This window comes from Tardiphaga sp. P4_G1, assembly GCF_056401215.1.
This window is the reverse complement of the sequence record NZ_JBFUJU010000017.1, coordinates 24,270-38,362: the sequence shown is the minus strand read 5'-3', so window position 1 is coordinate 38,362 and position 14,093 is coordinate 24,270. Positions and strand designations below refer to the sequence as shown.

Here is a 14,093-nt window from a genome sequence, read left to right as displayed (position 1 = left end):
CGCCTGCTTACGCTGCTGCTTCTGCTTCGACCTGACGAACGACAATCGTCAGCTGCGCAAACGGTTTAAAGATACGGCCCGAACGGCCACGGCCGCGCGGACTGAAACGCTTCATCACGATGCCCTTGCCGACATGCGCCTCGGAGACGATCAGTGCGTCAACGTCGAGGTCATGGTTGTTCTCGGCGTTAGCGATCGCCGATTCCAGGCACTTCTTCACGTCGACCGCGATCCGCTTGCGCGAGAACTGCAGGTCGGCGAGTGCAGCCGAAGCCTTGCGGCCGCGGATCATCTGCGCAACCAGGTTCAGCTTCTGCGGGCTCACGCGCAACATGCGGGCGATCGCCTTGGCCTCGTTATCCGGGAGGCTCCGTTCGCGCTTTGGCTTGCTCATGACTTAGTCCTCAGCCCTTCTTGGCTTTCTTGTCGCCGGCGTGGCCATGGAAGGTACGGGTCGGCGAGAACTCGCCGAACTTGTGACCAACCATTTCCTCGTTCACAGCGACAGGTACATGCTTCTGGCCGTTGTAAACGCCGAAGGTGAGACCCACGAACTGCGGCAAGATCGTCGAGCGACGGCTCCAGATCTTGATCACATCATGACGACCAGACGAACGAGCGGCATCTGCCTTCTTGAGCAGCGAACCCTCGACGAACGGGCCTTTCCAGACTGAACGAACCATGTCCGGCGATCCTTACTTCTTCCGCTTGTGGCGGCTGATGAGAATGAACTTGTTGGTCGACTTGTTCGACCGGGTCTTCTTGCCCTTGGTCGGCTTGCCCCAGGGCGTAACCGGGTGACGACCACCCGAGGTACGACCTTCACCACCACCGTGCGGATGGTCGATCGGGTTCATGACGACGCCGCGGTTATGCGGACGCCAGCCGAGCCAGCGGGTACGACCGGCCTTGCCGATCGAGATGTTCATGTGATCCGGGTTCGACACAGCGCCGATGGTGGCGGTGCAACGACCATGAACCAGGCGCTGTTCGCCCGAATTCAGACGGATGATCACGTAATCATGGTCACGACCGACGAGCTGGGCATAGGTGCCAGCGGAACGAGCGATCTGGCCGCCCTTCCCTATCTTCATCTCGACGTTGTGGATGATCGTGCCGATCGGCATGTTGCCGAGCGGCATGACATTGCCCGGCTTCACGTCGACATAGCTGCCGGCGATGACGGTATCGCCAACGGCCAGACGCTGCGGCGCCAGGATATAAGCCTGCTCGCCATCGGTGTACTTGATCAGCGCGATAAACGCGGTGCGGTTCGGATCGTATTCCAGACGCTCGACCACGGCCGGAACGTCGACCTTGGAACGCTTGAAGTCGACGATACGATAGGACTTCTTGTGGCCACCGCCACGGAAGCGCACCGTGATGCGACCGGTGTTGTTACGACCGCCAGCCGAGTGCTTGCCTTCGGTCAGAGCCTTGACAGGCTTGCCCTTGTACAGCGCGGAACGATCCACCATGACCAGCTGACGCTGGCCGGGTGTCGTTGGGTTGAATGTCTTAAGTGCCATCGTTGATCGCCCTTACAGTCCGGTCGTAACGTCGATGCGGTGGCCCTCTTCGAGGGTCACGATCGCACGCTTGACGTTCGACTGTGAACCGAGGTTGCCACGGAAGATCTTCGTCTTGCCCTTGCGAACCAGCGTGTTCACGCTCTTTACCTTGACGTCGAACAGCTTTTCGACGGCTTCCTTGATCTGCGGCTTGGTGGCCTTGCCGTCGACCTTGAAAACAACCTTGTTGAATTCAGAAGCGACAGTGGCCTTTTCCGTCACCACAGGGGCGACGATCACGTCGTAATGGCGCGGGTCGATATTCTTCATTTGAAGCGCGCCTCCAACGCATCAAGCGCCGCCTTGGTCAGAACCAGCTTCTGACGACGCAGAATGTCATAGACGTTGATGCCCTGGATCGGCAGCACGTCAATGTTCGGAATGTTACGGGCCGCCTGAGCGAAACCGACATGAACCTCGGCGCCATCGATGATCAGCGCGTTGGTCAGGCCGAGACCCGTGAAGTGACCGAGCAGAGCCTTGGTCTTGGCGGCTTCCAGGTTGGCGTTCTCGATCACGATCAAGCCGCCGTCCTTGGCCTTCGCCGACAGAGCATGCTTCAGCGCGAGTGCACGGACCTTCTTCGGCAGATCGAACGCGTGGGAGCGAACGACCGGACCGAAGGCACGACCACCGCCGCGGAACTGCGGAACGCGAGCCGAACCGTGACGAGCACCGCCGGTGCCCTTCTGCTTGTACATCTTCTTGCCGGTGCGCCAGATTTCGGCGCGGCCCTTAGCCTTGTGGTTGCCCGACTGGCGCTTTGCGAGCTGCCAGTTGACGCAACGCTGGATGATGTCGGCGCGCGGATCGAGACCGAAGATGGCATCCGACAGCTCGATCGAGCCGGCGTCCTTGCCCTCAAGCGTGGTGACGTTCAGTTTCATCTCACGCTCCTTCCTGCTCGGCCGCAGGTGCTTCAACGGTTGCAGCACCCTCTCCTGCCAGCTTGAACTTGCCGGGCTTCGGCGCGTCCTTCGGCAGAGCCTTCTTCACCGCATCGCGAACCGAAATCCAGCCGCCCTTGGAGCCGGGAACGGCACCTTCGACGAGGATCAGGCCGCGCTCGACATCAAGCTGCACGACGCGCAGGTTGAGCGTGGTGATACGATCGACACCCATATGACCGGGCATCTTCTTGTTCTTGAAGGTCTTGCCGGGATCCTGACGACCACCGGTCGAACCGATCGAACGATGCGAAACCGACACACCGTGCGTGGCGCGAAGACCGCCGAAATTCCAGCGCTTCATACCACCGGCGAAGCCCTTACCGACCGAGGTGCCGGTGACGTCGACGAACTGGCCAACCACGAAGTGGTCTGCCTGAATCTCGGCGCCGACCGGGATCAGCGCGTCTTCCGACACGCGGAATTCCGCGACCTTCCGCTTGGGTTCAACCTTGGCGACCGCGAACTGGCCGCGTTCAGCCTTGGGCAAATACACGGTCTTGCGCGAGCCCGATCCGAGCTGCAGCGCGACGTAACCGTTCTTCTCGCTGGTGAGGTGGCCAACCACCTGGCAGTTACCCAGCTTGAGCACGGTCACAGGGATATGTTCACCGGCGTCTGTGAAGACCCGGGTCATCCCGACCTTTTGTGCGATCACTCCGGAGCGCATCGGCGTGCTTCCTGTTCTTTCTGTCCGTTTGACCGGACGGGACCTAAATACTTAGAGCTTGATCTCGACGTCGACACCGGCGGCCAGGTCGAGCTTCATCAAAGCATCGACTGTCTGCGGGGTCGGATCGACGATATCGAGAAGACGCTTATGAGTGCGCATCTCGAACTGCTCGCGGCTCTTCTTGTCGACGTGCGGCGAACGGTTGACCGTGAACTTCTCGATGCGCGTCGGCAGCGGGATGGGTCCACGGACCTGTGCACCCGTGCGCTTCGCGGTGCTTACGATCTCACGGGTCGATGCATCGAGGATGCGATGATCGAACGCCTTGAGACGAATGCGGATATTCTGGCCGTTCATTGCCGTGTCTTTCTTTGAAAGCGAATGGTTGTTGCGAGTAGCGAGTAGCGAGACCCGCTACTCACGACTTCCTGTTCGCGTCCTTACTCGATGATGCTAGCGACGACGCCTGCACCGACGGTGCGGCCGCCTTCACGGATGGCGAAGCGCAGCTTCTCTTCCATCGCGATCGGCACGATCAGGTGCACTTCCATCGCGATGTTGTCGCCCGGCATCACCATTTCGGTGCCTTCCGGCAGATGCACAACACCGGTCACGTCGGTGGTGCGGAAGTAGAACTGCGGACGGTAGTTGGTGAAGAACGGCGTGTGACGGCCACCCTCTTCCTTGGTGAGGATGTAAGCCTCGGCCTTGAACTTGGTGTGCGGCTTCACCGAACCCGGCTTGCACAGCACCTGGCCGCGCTCGACGTCTTCACGCTTGGTGCCGCGCAGCAGCGCGCCGATGTTGTCGCCGGCCTGACCCTGATCGAGCAGCTTGCGGAACATTTCAACGCCGGTGCAGATCGTCTTCTGCGTGGCGCGGATACCGACGATTTCGATTTCCTCGCCGACCTTGACGATGCCGCGCTCGACGCGGCCGGTCACGACCGTACCACGGCCCGAGATCGAGAACACGTCTTCCACCGGCATCAGGAACGGCTGGTCAACCGGACGCTCCGGCTGCGGGATGTAGCTGTCGACGTTCTTCATCAATTCGAGGATCGCGTCGTGACCGAGYTTCTGGTCCGAGTTTTCGAGAGCGGCSAGCGCCGAACCCTTGATGATCGGAATGTCRTCGCCCGGGAAGTCGTACTTCGAGAGCARTTCRCGSACTTCCATYTCSACSAGYTCGAGCAGYTCCGGATCGTCGACCATGTCGCACTTGTTCAGGAACACGACCAACGCGGGMACGCCGACCTGGCGGGCGAGCAGGATGTGCTCGCGGGTCTGCGGCATCGGGCCGTCRGCRGCCGACACGACCAGGATGCCACCGTCCATCTGCGCGGCGCCGGTGATCATGTTCTTCACATAGTCGGCGTGGCCGGGGCAATCGACGTGCGCATAGTGGCGGTTGGCGGTCTCGTATTCGACGTGAGCCGTCGAAATGGTGATGCCGCGGGCCTTTTCCTCGGGCGCCTTGTCGATCTGGTCGTAAGCGGTGAACGTGGCACCGCCCGTCTCTGCCAGCACCTTCGTGATCGCCGCCGTCAGCGACGTCTTGCCGTGGTCAACGTGACCGATCGTACCAATATTGCAGTGCGGCTTGTTACGTTCAAATTTTGCTTTGGCCATGACTCTCTCCGTTTAGTCGTCAACTGTCGCTAACGACAATCAGGCAAACTTCTTCTGGACTTCTGCCGACACATTGGCCGGCGCTTCCGCGTAGTGATCGAATGACATCGAGAACGTTGCACGACCCTGGCTCATCGAGCGCAGCGTGTTCACGTAACCGAACATGTTCATGAGCGGCACCATCGCGTTGATGACGTTGGCGTTGCCGCGCATGTCCTGACCCTGGATCTGACCGCGCCGCGAGTTCAAGTCGCCGATGACCGAACCGGTGTAGTCTTCCGGGGTCACGCATTCGACCTTCATGATCGGCTCGAGCAAAACGGACTTGCCCTTCTGCAGCGCGTCGCGGAGTGCCGCGCGCGAAGCAATTTCGAAGGCCAGTGCCGACGAGTCGACGTCGTGATAGGCGCCGTCAACCAGCTGGACATGAACGTCGACCACGGGGAAGCCCGCGACCACGCCCGAGGTCATGACGCTGTTGAGACCCTTTTCGACGCCGGGGATGTATTCCTTCGGAACCGAACCACCGACGACCTTGGATTCGAACACGAAGCCCGAACCCGGCTCGCCCGGCTCGACCACGAACTTGACGCGGGCGAACTGGCCGGTACCACCGGTCTGCTTCTTGTGGGTGTAGTCGACTTCAGCGCGCTTCGTGATCTTCTCACGGAACGCCACCTGCGGTGCGCCGATATTCGCGTCGACCTTGTAGGTACGGCGCAGAATGTCGACCTTGATGTCGAGATGGAGTTCGCCCATGCCCTTCAGGATGGTCTGGCCGGACTCGTGGTCGGTCGACACGCGGAATGACGGATCTTCCGCAGCGAGCTTCGCCAGAGCGACGCCCAGCTTTTCCTGGTCGGCCTTGGACTTCGGCTCGATCGCGATTTCGATCACCGGCTCCGGGAATTCCATACGCTCGAGAATGACCTGCTTGTCCGGATCGCAAAGCGTGTCACCGGTGCGGGCTTCCTTGAGGCCAGCCAGAGCGACGATGTCGCCGGCAAAGGCTTCCTTGATGTCTTCGCGGTTGTTCGCATGCATCAGCAGCATGCGGCCGATACGTTCTTTCTTCTCACGGGTCGAGTTCACGACACCGGTGCCGCTCTGCAGAACACCCGAATAGATGCGGCAGAACGTGATGGTGCCGACGAACGGATCGTCCATGATCTTGAATGCGAGCAGAGCCAGCGGCTCCTTGTCGTCCGCCTTGCGGAGGATCTCGTTGCCGTCTTCGTCCGTGCCCTTGATGGCAGGAACGTCAACCGGCGACGGCAGATAATCGACAACCGCGTCGAGCAAAGGCTGCACGCCCTTGTTCTTGAAGGCCGAGCCGCAGAGAACCGGGTAGAACGCGCCAGTCAGCACGGCCTTACGGATCAGACGCTTGAGGGTCGCTTCGTCCGGCTCGGTGCCGTCGAGGTAAGCAGTCATCGCCTCATCGTCGAGTTCGACGGCGGCTTCGAGCAGCTTCTCGCGATATTCCTTGGCCTTCTCGACCAGGTCAGCCGGAATGTCGACGGTCTCGTACTTCGCGCCGAGGGCCTCATTGTTCCAGATATAGGCCTTCATGATCACCAGATCGACCATGCCGACGAAATCGTTCTCAGCGCCGATCGGCAGCTGGATCGCAACGGGCTTTGCGCCGAGACGGTCGATGATGTCCTGCAGGCACTTGTAGAAGTCAGCGCCGGTCTTATCCATCTTGTTCGCGAAAACGATCCGCGGAACCTTGTACTTGTCGCCCTGACGCCAGACGGTTTCGGTCTGCGGCTCGACGCCCTGGTTGGAGTCGAGAACGCATACAGCGCCATCGAGCACGCGCAGCGAACGCTCGACTTCAATCGTGAAGTCGACGTGGCCGGGGGTATCGATGATGTTCAGGCGATGGCCGTTCCAGAATGCAGTGGTAGCGGCGGACGTGATGGTGATGCCACGCTCCTGCTCCTGCTCCATCCAATCCATCGTCGCGGCACCTTCGTGCACTTCGCCGATTTTGTGGCTCTTGCCGGTGTAATAGAGGATGCGCTCGGTCGTTGTCGTCTTACCGGCATCGATATGCGCCATGATACCGAAGTTACGGTAGTCCTCAATGGCATGTACGCGAGGCATGGGATGTTCCTTAAATTCCGAGTTTCGCCGTTACCAGCGATAATGCGAGAATGCGCGATTGGCTTCCGCCATCTTGTGCACGTCTTCCCGCTTCTTCACGGCGTTACCACGGTTGTTCGACGCATCGAGCAGCTCAGCCGAGAGACGCTCGGTCATGGTCTTCTCGTTGCGAGCGCGCGCAGCGGTGATCAGCCAGCGAATGCCCAGCGCCTGGCGCCGAATGCTGCGGACTTCAACCGGCACCTGATAGGTGGCGCCACCGACGCGACGCGAACGAACTTCGATCGTCGGCATCACATTTTCCAGAGCCTGCTCGAACACGCCGAGCGGACCCTGCTTGGTCTTCGCTTCGATCATTTCGAAAGCACCGTAAACGATGGTTTCGGCGGCAGACTTCTTGCCGTCATACATGATCGAATTCATGAACTTGGTGACGATGACGTTCCCGAACTTCGGATCCGGGTTAACTTCACGCTTTTCAGCAGAATGGCGACGAGACATCGATCAGACCCCGGCTTACTTCGGACGCTTCGCGCCGTACTTCGAACGACGCTGCTTACGGTTCTTGACGCCCTGGGTATCCAGCACGCCGCGGAGAATGTGGTAACGCACGCCGGGCAAATCCTTGACGCGACCGCCGCGGATCATGACCACGGAGTGCTCCTGAAGGTTATGACCTTCACCCGGAATGTAACCGATGACTTCGAAGCCATTGGTCAGACGCACCTTGGCAACCTTACGAAGCGCCGAGTTCGGCTTCTTCGGAGTCGTCGTGTAGACGCGCGTGCAAACGCCGCGCTTCTGCGGCGACTGCTGCAGCGCAGGAACCTTCTTGCGCGACTTCTGAATTGCGCGCGGAGTAGCGATCAGCTGGTTGATCGTCGGCATGTCAGCCTTCACCCTTTAGTTCGCTCGAAGCCGTAACGGCTTCCTCAAAATCACATCGGAGCAACCTGCCCCACGGTTCGCATCACGTGAAAAGCTTCACGCAAAACGAAATCACGCCAACCATTCATTGCTGAACGGAAAGCGCTTAACGCCACAGAGGACCGCGATCATGACCGCCAGACTTGCGTCTTTAGGTCTGCACCGAGGTCATGCATTCGAATTTAATCTCAAGAGAGAAGTCTCTCAGGAGACAAACGTCGTTTTGGCATTGCCTTGATATAGCGACAGCGTTTGAGCTTCTTGGTCGAGGTTGGTGCCCGATTAGCTCCGAAAAGCCGACCGGGTGATCCGTTCCGACACTGGCGAAGCTCACCGCCTGTCGTTGAATGGCCGGGTTGTATCCGCAGGGGATACCCAAGTCAACAACAAAGCGCGATGAAAGAAACGCTTCTCGCACTGCATCTTCTAGCATGTGGATCATGACAGAACATACGCGATTTCGACGCCCGCCATGTCATCCACGAAAGAATCCGCGACTCGGATTCGTTGCAGTTTGATGAAAGAGAATCGCCTGGGTTGCGGAATTTTTGCGCCCTGCCCCGCCGACTCGCATCCGACGCAAGCCGTATCGCGTCCCGAATCGGCACACCGGGCAGCGCCGATCAGGAGCAAATGTTACCGGAGCGTCGAGTGGAGCGGTACGCCGCCGCTCATTCGACGCCCACGGTCAGCCAATCAGGCGGATGCAGGGAGGCGTGCGATGACCTTGATCTCGAAATCGAAGCCCGCGAGCCAGTTGACCCCGACCGCGGTCCAGTTCGGGTAAGGCGGTTCACCGATCACGGCCAATCGGACGGCATTGACCGCCGCGAACTGGGTGGCCGGGTCGGTGTGGAAGGTGGTGACGTCGACCACGTCGTCGAATGTGCAACCTGCAGCCTTCAGCACGGCCGCAAGGTTATCGAATGCCAGCTGGACCTGCTTTTCGAAAGCCGGTTCCGGCGACCCGTCTTCCCGGCTGCCAACCTGGCCGGAGACAAACAGGAGGTCGCCCGATCGTATCGCCGCCGAATACCGGTTGATCTCGTAAAGCGCCTGCCGGCCGGCCGGGAAAATCGCGTCGCGTTTGGTCATGGTGTCAGTCCTTGTTCAGAGATTATATACGCCCCGTATGTCAGCATAATCGGACATACGCTTCGTATGTCAATACGCATACAGCGCGTATGTTACTTTGCGGAGATGACAGTGGTCGCGAAACGGCGTGCAGAAATGGTGGAGGAAACCCGGGCCAAGCTCATCCGGGCGGCCCGGACGGCTTTCGCCGCCAAAGGCTATGCGGCCGCGTCGATGGACGATCTGACCGCCGAAGCCGGCCTGACGCGCGGCGCGCTCTATCACAACTTCGGCGACAAGAAGGGTTTGCTGCAGGCCGTCATCGATCAGATCGATGCGGAGATGTTGGCGCGCATGCGCGCTGCCCGCGGCCAGGCGGACACCGCATGGGACGGGTTTCTCAACGAGGGCGTCGCCTATATCGAAATGTCCCTCGAGCCGGAGATCCAGCGCATCATGTTGCTGGACGGTCCCGCCGTACTCGGCGATCCCTCGCAATGGCCCAACCAGACCGCGTGCCTACGCACGACAACACAAGCGATCCAGCGACTGATCGACGATGGAACGGTCAAGCCTGTCGATGCCGAAGCGGCGGCCCGTCTGATCAATGGCGCGGCGCTCAACGCCGCCCTCTGGATCGCTGCCGCCGACGATCCCCACGCGGTCCTTACGAAAGCTGTCGAGGCTTTCCGCCAGCTCGCTGCGGGCTTGCTGCGAACGGCGGGATGATCGACTCACACATCTTCAGATGCGCTCACTCGTCGTCGTCATCCTCGTCATCATCATCGTCGTTGGCAGACGACCTGTGCCGCTGGTCGTCCCAGAGCTGGCGGTAGGTACCGTTCAGCGCCAGCAGCTCCTTGTGCGAGCCGCGCTCGATCGCCTTGCCGCCGTTGATGACGATGATTTCGTCCATATCCACCACGGCGGCCAGCCGGTGCGTCGACGAAATCAGGGTGCGGCCCTTGGCGAGTTTGAACAGCGTCTTGTTGAGCGCCGCCTCGGTTGTCTGGTCGAGGGCGGATGTCGCCTCATCCAGCAGAAGCACCGACGGATTGCGGACCACGGCCCGCGCGATCGCAATGCGCTGGCGTTGGCCGCCGGAGAGCGTATCGCCGCGCTCGCCGACCTGGGTATCGTATTTGTCCGGCAGGCTCATGATGTAGCGATGGATCTCGGCCTTGCGCGCCGCCTGCTCGACTTCCTCGTCGGTGGCGCCTTCCTTGCCGAGCCGGATGTTCTCGCGGATCGACATGTTGAACAGCATGTTCTCCTGGAACACCACGGCCATGTGTCCGCGCAGGGACTCGCGCGTGATCTTGCGGATATCGACGCCGTCAATGGTCACCCTGCCCTCGTCCGGCATATAGAGCCGCAGGATCAGGTTCAGCAACGTGCTCTTGCCGGAACCGGACGGACCGACAATGGCGACGGTCTTACCGACATTGATCTTGAGGCTGAGATTGTCCAGCACCAGCTGCTGGCTGTTCTCATACTTGAACGAGACGCGATCGAACGTGATGTCGTTGACAATGCGCGGCAGCTCCGGTGAGCCGGGCTTGTCGGCACCGCGGGTGGGCTCGTCGAGCATCTCCTCCATGTGCCGCACGGCGGCCGCTGCCTGGATCGACACCGGGATAAAGTGCATCACATGGGCGATGTTGTAGGACACCTCCCAGAACGCGCTTTCAAACGTAACGAACGTACCAACCGTGATCTGCCCCTTGGTGGCGAGATAGGCGCCGATCGCCAGCACCACCAAATGCAACAGCAATACCGAGACGGTGACCGAGCGCTCGACCATGGTCGACAGGAAGGTCGCCGCCGCGATCCTGTCCCGCGTTTCGTTATTGCGCAGCCGGAACCAGCCCATGGTACGCCGCTGCAGGCTGAAGGCCTTGATCACCGCCTGTGCCGCGATGTTTTCCTGCACCATGCCGAGCACTGAAGCTTCGCTGAGCTTCTGGTCGTAATTGGCCTGCACGGCCTTCGGCGTCAGAATGCGCGGGCCGATCAGTGTGATCGGGAAAATCAATAGCGCGACCGCGGCCAGCTGCCAGTTCAGATACAGCATCAGCCCGATGCCGGCGATCAGTTCGAGGAACGGCAGCAATGCGCTGTTGGCGAAACTCTTGATGGCCGTCTCGAAAGACGACAGATCGATCGAGAAGCGGGACAGTATCTCACCGCGCTTGGTGCGGGCGAAATAGGCCGACGGCAGATCCTGCACGTGATCGAACAGGCGCGAGCGGACGTCCGCGATGATCGAGGCTGCCAGTTTGGCGTCCCAACGCTCATACCAGATCGCAACGATCGACGTGACAATGCCGGCGACGGCCAGCACCGACAGGATCTTGAACAGCGCGTCGAAATCTTCCTCGCCGAGCGCGTCGTCGATCAGATATTTGAGGCTGAGCGGCATGATGACGTTGAACAGCGTCTCGACCAGAACGCCGAAGCCAACGAAGCCAAGCAGCTTGCGGTACTTGCCGAGCAATGGCCGCGTGAAACGATAGACCGTTCCGAATGCGCCGGCGGCCTCGCGCGCGGTGAAGACGACGAGTTCCTCGTCATCATCGTCATCGAGCTCGTCGTCTTCATCCTCGTCGTCATCATCGACGGCAGGCTTGGCTTTTGCCGTCTTCTCGACAGCCGGCGGTTTCGTGCTGGGAACCGAAGCAGCGGCGGCGCCAACCGGGAGCGCAAACTTGTCATCGAGCGGCGTGGCCGGCTCGGCCGCGTTCTTGTCGTCAGATGGAGGCTTGGGAGGTGGCTTCGACGCCATGGAACGAACCGTTGCTGCACGGTCCTTCGACCGCAAGAATCAATGAAGCGGCCCGGACAGCCACGGCAATGATCCTATGCGATCAGAATGTCCTCGGCAAAGCAACCGAAGGCCGACGCCAAAGATCAATCCTCGGCATCGACCTTGTCGAAGAACGAGTAACGCAGGCTGTCCGCGTCGGCATACCAGTGGCCCGGCCCCTTGCCGGCGGCCAGTGTCGCTTCCCACACCGCCTCGGTGCAGTCGCGGCGATGCATCGACAGGTCGAAGCCGTTGCCGAAGAACAGTTCCGACCATTCCCACCAGGTGCCGAGCTTCTTGACGCCGCGCAGCAGGTCATAGCGATCGATCACCGCCGGCGCCATGTCGGACGTGACCGAGCCGAACACGAGGCCGGTCTTCACGACGCGGTTGAGCTCCTGCACGGCCGTCACCACCTGCTTGTCGCTCACGTGACACAGGCTGGTCTCGAATACGAAATCGAACTGCCCGGCCTTGAAGGGCAGATCGGTGATCGATCCGAGTTTGTTGAACTTCTGCAGCGCCTTTGGCGTCCTGGCGTGGATCGCCTTGTTGTTCTCGACACCCCAGGCGTCGATCCCCCTGGCACGCAGCGCGCCGACCAGTTCGCCTGATGCCGAGCCCGCGACCAGCAGCTTGTAGCCCTTGGCGCGGCCCCAGACGATTTTGATGAGATTTGTCAGATACGCCGGATCGGTGAACTGGCTCCAGACCTCGCTATAAGGACCGACACCGCGATAGTTCTGGAAATAGTCGCGATCGATCTTGTCGGAGATCGTCGTGCCATTCTGACCCTGCGCACGGCGCAGGCGCATCATCTCGGTGAGGATGATGTCGGTGGCGGCATCGGAGGAGTCGAGCAGACCGTTCAGCGTGGAGTCGAACAGATAATCGCCGACCACGACGAGCCCCGGATGATCCTTCGGCTCCGGCCGGTGATTGGTCATGACGTCGCGCACCGGCATGCCGCCGGGGATCGCGTTGACCGACGACAGCCAGCGATGGATCTTGCCTTCCAGCAGATGCGCACGCGCATCGCCAAACGAGGCCGGCAACGACTTCAGCGCGGCATCGATCAACTCATCATCTGTGAGGTTGGCAAAGGCCAGCGCGTCGGAGCCTGGCACCAGCCAGTTCAGTACGCCATGCTTGCCGACATCGTGGCGCGCGCCCTCGTTATAGACACAGCAGCCGCCGAAGGCTTCCGACATGAACCAGGCACCGGGAATCTGCTCGCCCCAGAACGGCGTATCGAACAGCAGCGAAATGCGCAGATAATGCGCCGGGCGGTCGAAGTAAGCGACATGCTTGACCATCGACTTGCGCAGCTGCTCGCCGTCCCAGCGCATGGTCGCCAGCCACGAATGCGGCAGGCACATCACCACGAGATCGAAATCGCGGGTGTCCGGCCCCTTGCCATTCATCATGTCGAGCTGATAGCGGCCCTGCTCGGTCTTGCCGACCTTGAGCACACGGTGATTCAGCCGGATGTCGGCATCGACTTCCGACTGCAGGCAGGAGATCAGCTGCTCGTTGCCGTTCTGGATCGAATAGAGGCCGATATAGCCATCGACATCCATCACGAAGTTCTTCAGCGCATTGAGGCCGTTGGTGTTGTGCGTCTCGGTCGCGATGTCGGAGCGCGCCATCACCTTCAGGAAGCGCTTGGCAATGGGATCGCTGACTTCCTTGTCGAGCAGCTCCTCGGCATTTATCCATGCCCAAGGGTGTTCGTTGTCGTGCGAACCGACGCCTTCGTAATATTCGATCGGCGACACCATGCTCGCGCACTTCTTGCGGAAAGCCTCGATGGCGGCTGCGGTCTTGGCGCCGTATTTCTTGCGCATGCCCGGCACGTCGTTGAGCAGCTCGCCGTCCAGCTGCACCTGCTCGGCATCCATCGGAATGGTTTGCAGGCCGAAATGCTGGATCAGCTCGCGCAGCGGATCCGGCCCTGTCATCGAGTAATCGTAGATTTCCGCAACGCCAGCTTCGTACATGGCTGGCGCTGTATCGAATTTGCGCGTGAGAATCTTGCCGCCGACGCGGTCGGACGCCTCGTAGATGGTGACACGACAGAGATCGCCGAGCTTCTTCTTGAGATACCAGGCGCTCATCAGGCCGCCTGGACCACCACCAACAATTGCAAGATCAAGCATAGGTTTCTTTCACGCGTCGTGTTTGCCGGCGGCAATATCCGGCAACGGTCGATGTAACGTATTCCCAGCCAAAGCGGAATCCGCTGACGCTGCAAGGCTGGCCCGTCGACCCCGTCGACTCGCGCTAACCCCCTCCAAGTGAAAACATTTTTCAGCTGAAGGAAAGATGAACAAAAGCATGTAGTGCGCTGCA

General features: G+C 60.4%; 15 protein-coding genes. 1 reads left to right on the top strand and 14 read right to left on the bottom strand.

All coding sequences use genetic code 11. The features are described from left to right. Positions 1-7: 7 nt before the first annotated feature. The 12 genes from rplV to AC1DUY_RS29485 all read right to left on the bottom strand — a co-directional run bounded on the left by rplV (position 8) and on the right by AC1DUY_RS29485 (position 8,956). Positions 8-394 carry a 50S ribosomal protein L22 gene (rplV, locus tag AC1DUY_RS29540; RefSeq protein ID WP_068731486.1) on the bottom strand — a complete coding sequence of 129 codons (387 nt, stop codon included), beginning with the start codon at positions 392-394 and terminating at the stop codon, positions 8-10. 10 nt (positions 395-404) lie between these two features. Beyond that, positions 405-683 carry a 30S ribosomal protein S19 gene (gene rpsS, locus AC1DUY_RS29535; protein WP_089268170.1) on the bottom strand — a complete coding sequence of 93 codons (279 nt, stop codon included), beginning with the start codon at positions 681-683 and terminating at the stop codon, positions 405-407. Between the two features lie 12 nt (positions 684-695). Continuing rightward, positions 696-1,529 carry a 50S ribosomal protein L2 gene (rplB, locus tag AC1DUY_RS29530; RefSeq protein ID WP_068731490.1) on the bottom strand — a complete coding sequence of 278 codons (834 nt, stop codon included), beginning with the start codon at positions 1,527-1,529 and terminating at the stop codon, positions 696-698. Positions 1,530-1,541: 12 nt separating this feature from the next. Then, positions 1,542-1,841 (bottom strand): 50S ribosomal protein L23, encoded by a 300-nt coding sequence (locus tag AC1DUY_RS29525; RefSeq protein ID WP_068731492.1) that lies wholly within the window; start codon positions 1,839-1,841, stop codon positions 1,542-1,544. After that, positions 1,838-2,458: a 50S ribosomal protein L4 gene (gene rplD, locus AC1DUY_RS29520; RefSeq protein ID WP_089268169.1), complete on the bottom strand. Its 621-nt coding sequence runs from the start codon at positions 2,456-2,458 to the stop codon at positions 1,838-1,840. Before rplD ends, AC1DUY_RS29525 begins: the two co-directional genes overlap by 4 nt. Position 2,459: 1 nt before the next feature. Further along, positions 2,460-3,188 carry a 50S ribosomal protein L3 gene (gene rplC, locus AC1DUY_RS29515; protein ID WP_478118919.1) on the bottom strand — a complete coding sequence of 243 codons (729 nt, stop codon included), beginning with the start codon at positions 3,186-3,188 and terminating at the stop codon, positions 2,460-2,462. A 51-nt stretch (positions 3,189-3,239) separates the two neighbouring features. Further along, positions 3,240-3,548: a 30S ribosomal protein S10 gene (gene rpsJ / locus AC1DUY_RS29510; RefSeq protein ID WP_013166261.1), complete on the bottom strand. Its 309-nt coding sequence runs from the start codon at positions 3,546-3,548 to the stop codon at positions 3,240-3,242. Positions 3,549-3,631: 83 nt separating this feature from the next. Continuing rightward, positions 3,632-4,822 carry an elongation factor Tu gene (gene tuf, locus AC1DUY_RS29505; protein ID WP_184517871.1) on the bottom strand — a complete coding sequence of 397 codons (1,191 nt, stop codon included), beginning with the start codon at positions 4,820-4,822 and terminating at the stop codon, positions 3,632-3,634. A 39-nt stretch (positions 4,823-4,861) separates the two neighbouring features. Beyond that, positions 4,862-6,934, bottom strand: a complete 2,073-nt coding sequence (fusA, locus tag AC1DUY_RS29500; protein ID WP_089268268.1) for an elongation factor G — start codon at positions 6,932-6,934, stop codon at positions 4,862-4,864. 30 nt (positions 6,935-6,964) lie between these two features. After that, a complete protein-coding gene (rpsG, locus tag AC1DUY_RS29495) occupies positions 6,965-7,435 on the bottom strand; it encodes a 30S ribosomal protein S7 (RefSeq protein ID WP_068731502.1) in 471 nt (156 codons plus the stop codon). 15 nt (positions 7,436-7,450) lie between these two features. Next, on the bottom strand, positions 7,451-7,822 hold the full coding sequence (rpsL, locus tag AC1DUY_RS29490; RefSeq protein ID WP_068731626.1) for a 30S ribosomal protein S12: 372 nt from the start codon (positions 7,820-7,822) through the stop codon (positions 7,451-7,453). A gap of 735 nt (positions 7,823-8,557) precedes the next feature. After that, positions 8,558-8,956, bottom strand: coding sequence for a RidA family protein (locus AC1DUY_RS29485; protein WP_478118914.1), 399 nt, complete (start codon positions 8,954-8,956; stop codon positions 8,558-8,560). Between the two features lie 111 nt (positions 8,957-9,067). Between AC1DUY_RS29485 and AC1DUY_RS29480 the strand changes: the two genes are divergently transcribed. After that, positions 9,068-9,664 carry a TetR/AcrR family transcriptional regulator gene (locus AC1DUY_RS29480; protein WP_478118912.1) on the top strand — a complete coding sequence of 199 codons (597 nt, stop codon included), beginning with the start codon at positions 9,068-9,070 and terminating at the stop codon, positions 9,662-9,664. 25 nt (positions 9,665-9,689) lie between these two features. On the opposite strand, the gene AC1DUY_RS29475 is transcribed toward AC1DUY_RS29480, so the two are convergent. Together AC1DUY_RS29475 and AC1DUY_RS29470 are read right to left on the bottom strand one after the other, a co-directional pair. Beyond that, positions 9,690-11,720, bottom strand: a complete 2,031-nt coding sequence (locus AC1DUY_RS29475; protein ID WP_478118910.1) for an ABC transporter ATP-binding protein — start codon at positions 11,718-11,720, stop codon at positions 9,690-9,692. 125 nt (positions 11,721-11,845) lie between these two features. Then, entirely contained in the window at positions 11,846-13,900 is a 2,055-nt protein-coding gene (locus AC1DUY_RS29470) for an FAD-dependent oxidoreductase (protein WP_478118908.1), read from the bottom strand. Positions 13,901-14,093 lie beyond the last annotated feature (193 nt).

Excerpts from the sequence above, each read along its gene's own strand:
- fusA (WP_089268268.1), bottom strand. The coding sequence starts at position 6,934 with ATGCCTCGCGTACATGCCATTGAGGACTACCGTAACTTCGGTATCATG.
- AC1DUY_RS29525 (WP_068731492.1), bottom strand. The coding sequence starts at position 1,841 with ATGAAGAATATCGACCCGCGCCATTACGACGTGATCGTCGCCCCTGTG.
- rpsJ (WP_013166261.1), bottom strand. The coding sequence starts at position 3,548 with ATGAACGGCCAGAATATCCGCATTCGTCTCAAGGCGTTCGATCATCGC.
- rpsG (WP_068731502.1), bottom strand. The coding sequence starts at position 7,435 with ATGTCTCGTCGCCATTCTGCTGAAAAGCGTGAAGTTAACCCGGATCCG.
- rpsL (WP_068731626.1), bottom strand. The coding sequence starts at position 7,822 with ATGCCGACGATCAACCAGCTGATCGCTACTCCGCGCGCAATTCAGAAG.
- AC1DUY_RS29475 (WP_478118910.1), bottom strand. The coding sequence starts at position 11,720 with ATGGCGTCGAAGCCACCTCCCAAGCCTCCATCTGACGACAAGAACGCG.
- AC1DUY_RS29470 (WP_478118908.1), bottom strand. The coding sequence starts at position 13,900 with ATGCTTGATCTTGCAATTGTTGGTGGTGGTCCAGGCGGCCTGATGAGC.
- rplC (WP_478118919.1), bottom strand. The coding sequence starts at position 3,188 with ATGCGCTCCGGAGTGATCGCACAAAAGGTCGGGATGACCCGGGTCTTC.
- rpsS (WP_089268170.1), bottom strand. The coding sequence starts at position 683 with ATGGTTCGTTCAGTCTGGAAAGGCCCGTTCGTCGAGGGTTCGCTGCTC.
- rplV (WP_068731486.1), bottom strand. The coding sequence starts at position 394 with ATGAGCAAGCCAAAGCGCGAACGGAGCCTCCCGGATAACGAGGCCAAG.
- AC1DUY_RS29485 (WP_478118914.1), bottom strand. The coding sequence starts at position 8,956 with ATGACCAAACGCGACGCGATTTTCCCGGCCGGCCGGCAGGCGCTTTAC.
- rplD (WP_089268169.1), bottom strand. The coding sequence starts at position 2,458 with ATGAAACTGAACGTCACCACGCTTGAGGGCAAGGACGCCGGCTCGATC.
- rplB (WP_068731490.1), bottom strand. The coding sequence starts at position 1,529 with ATGGCACTTAAGACATTCAACCCAACGACACCCGGCCAGCGTCAGCTG.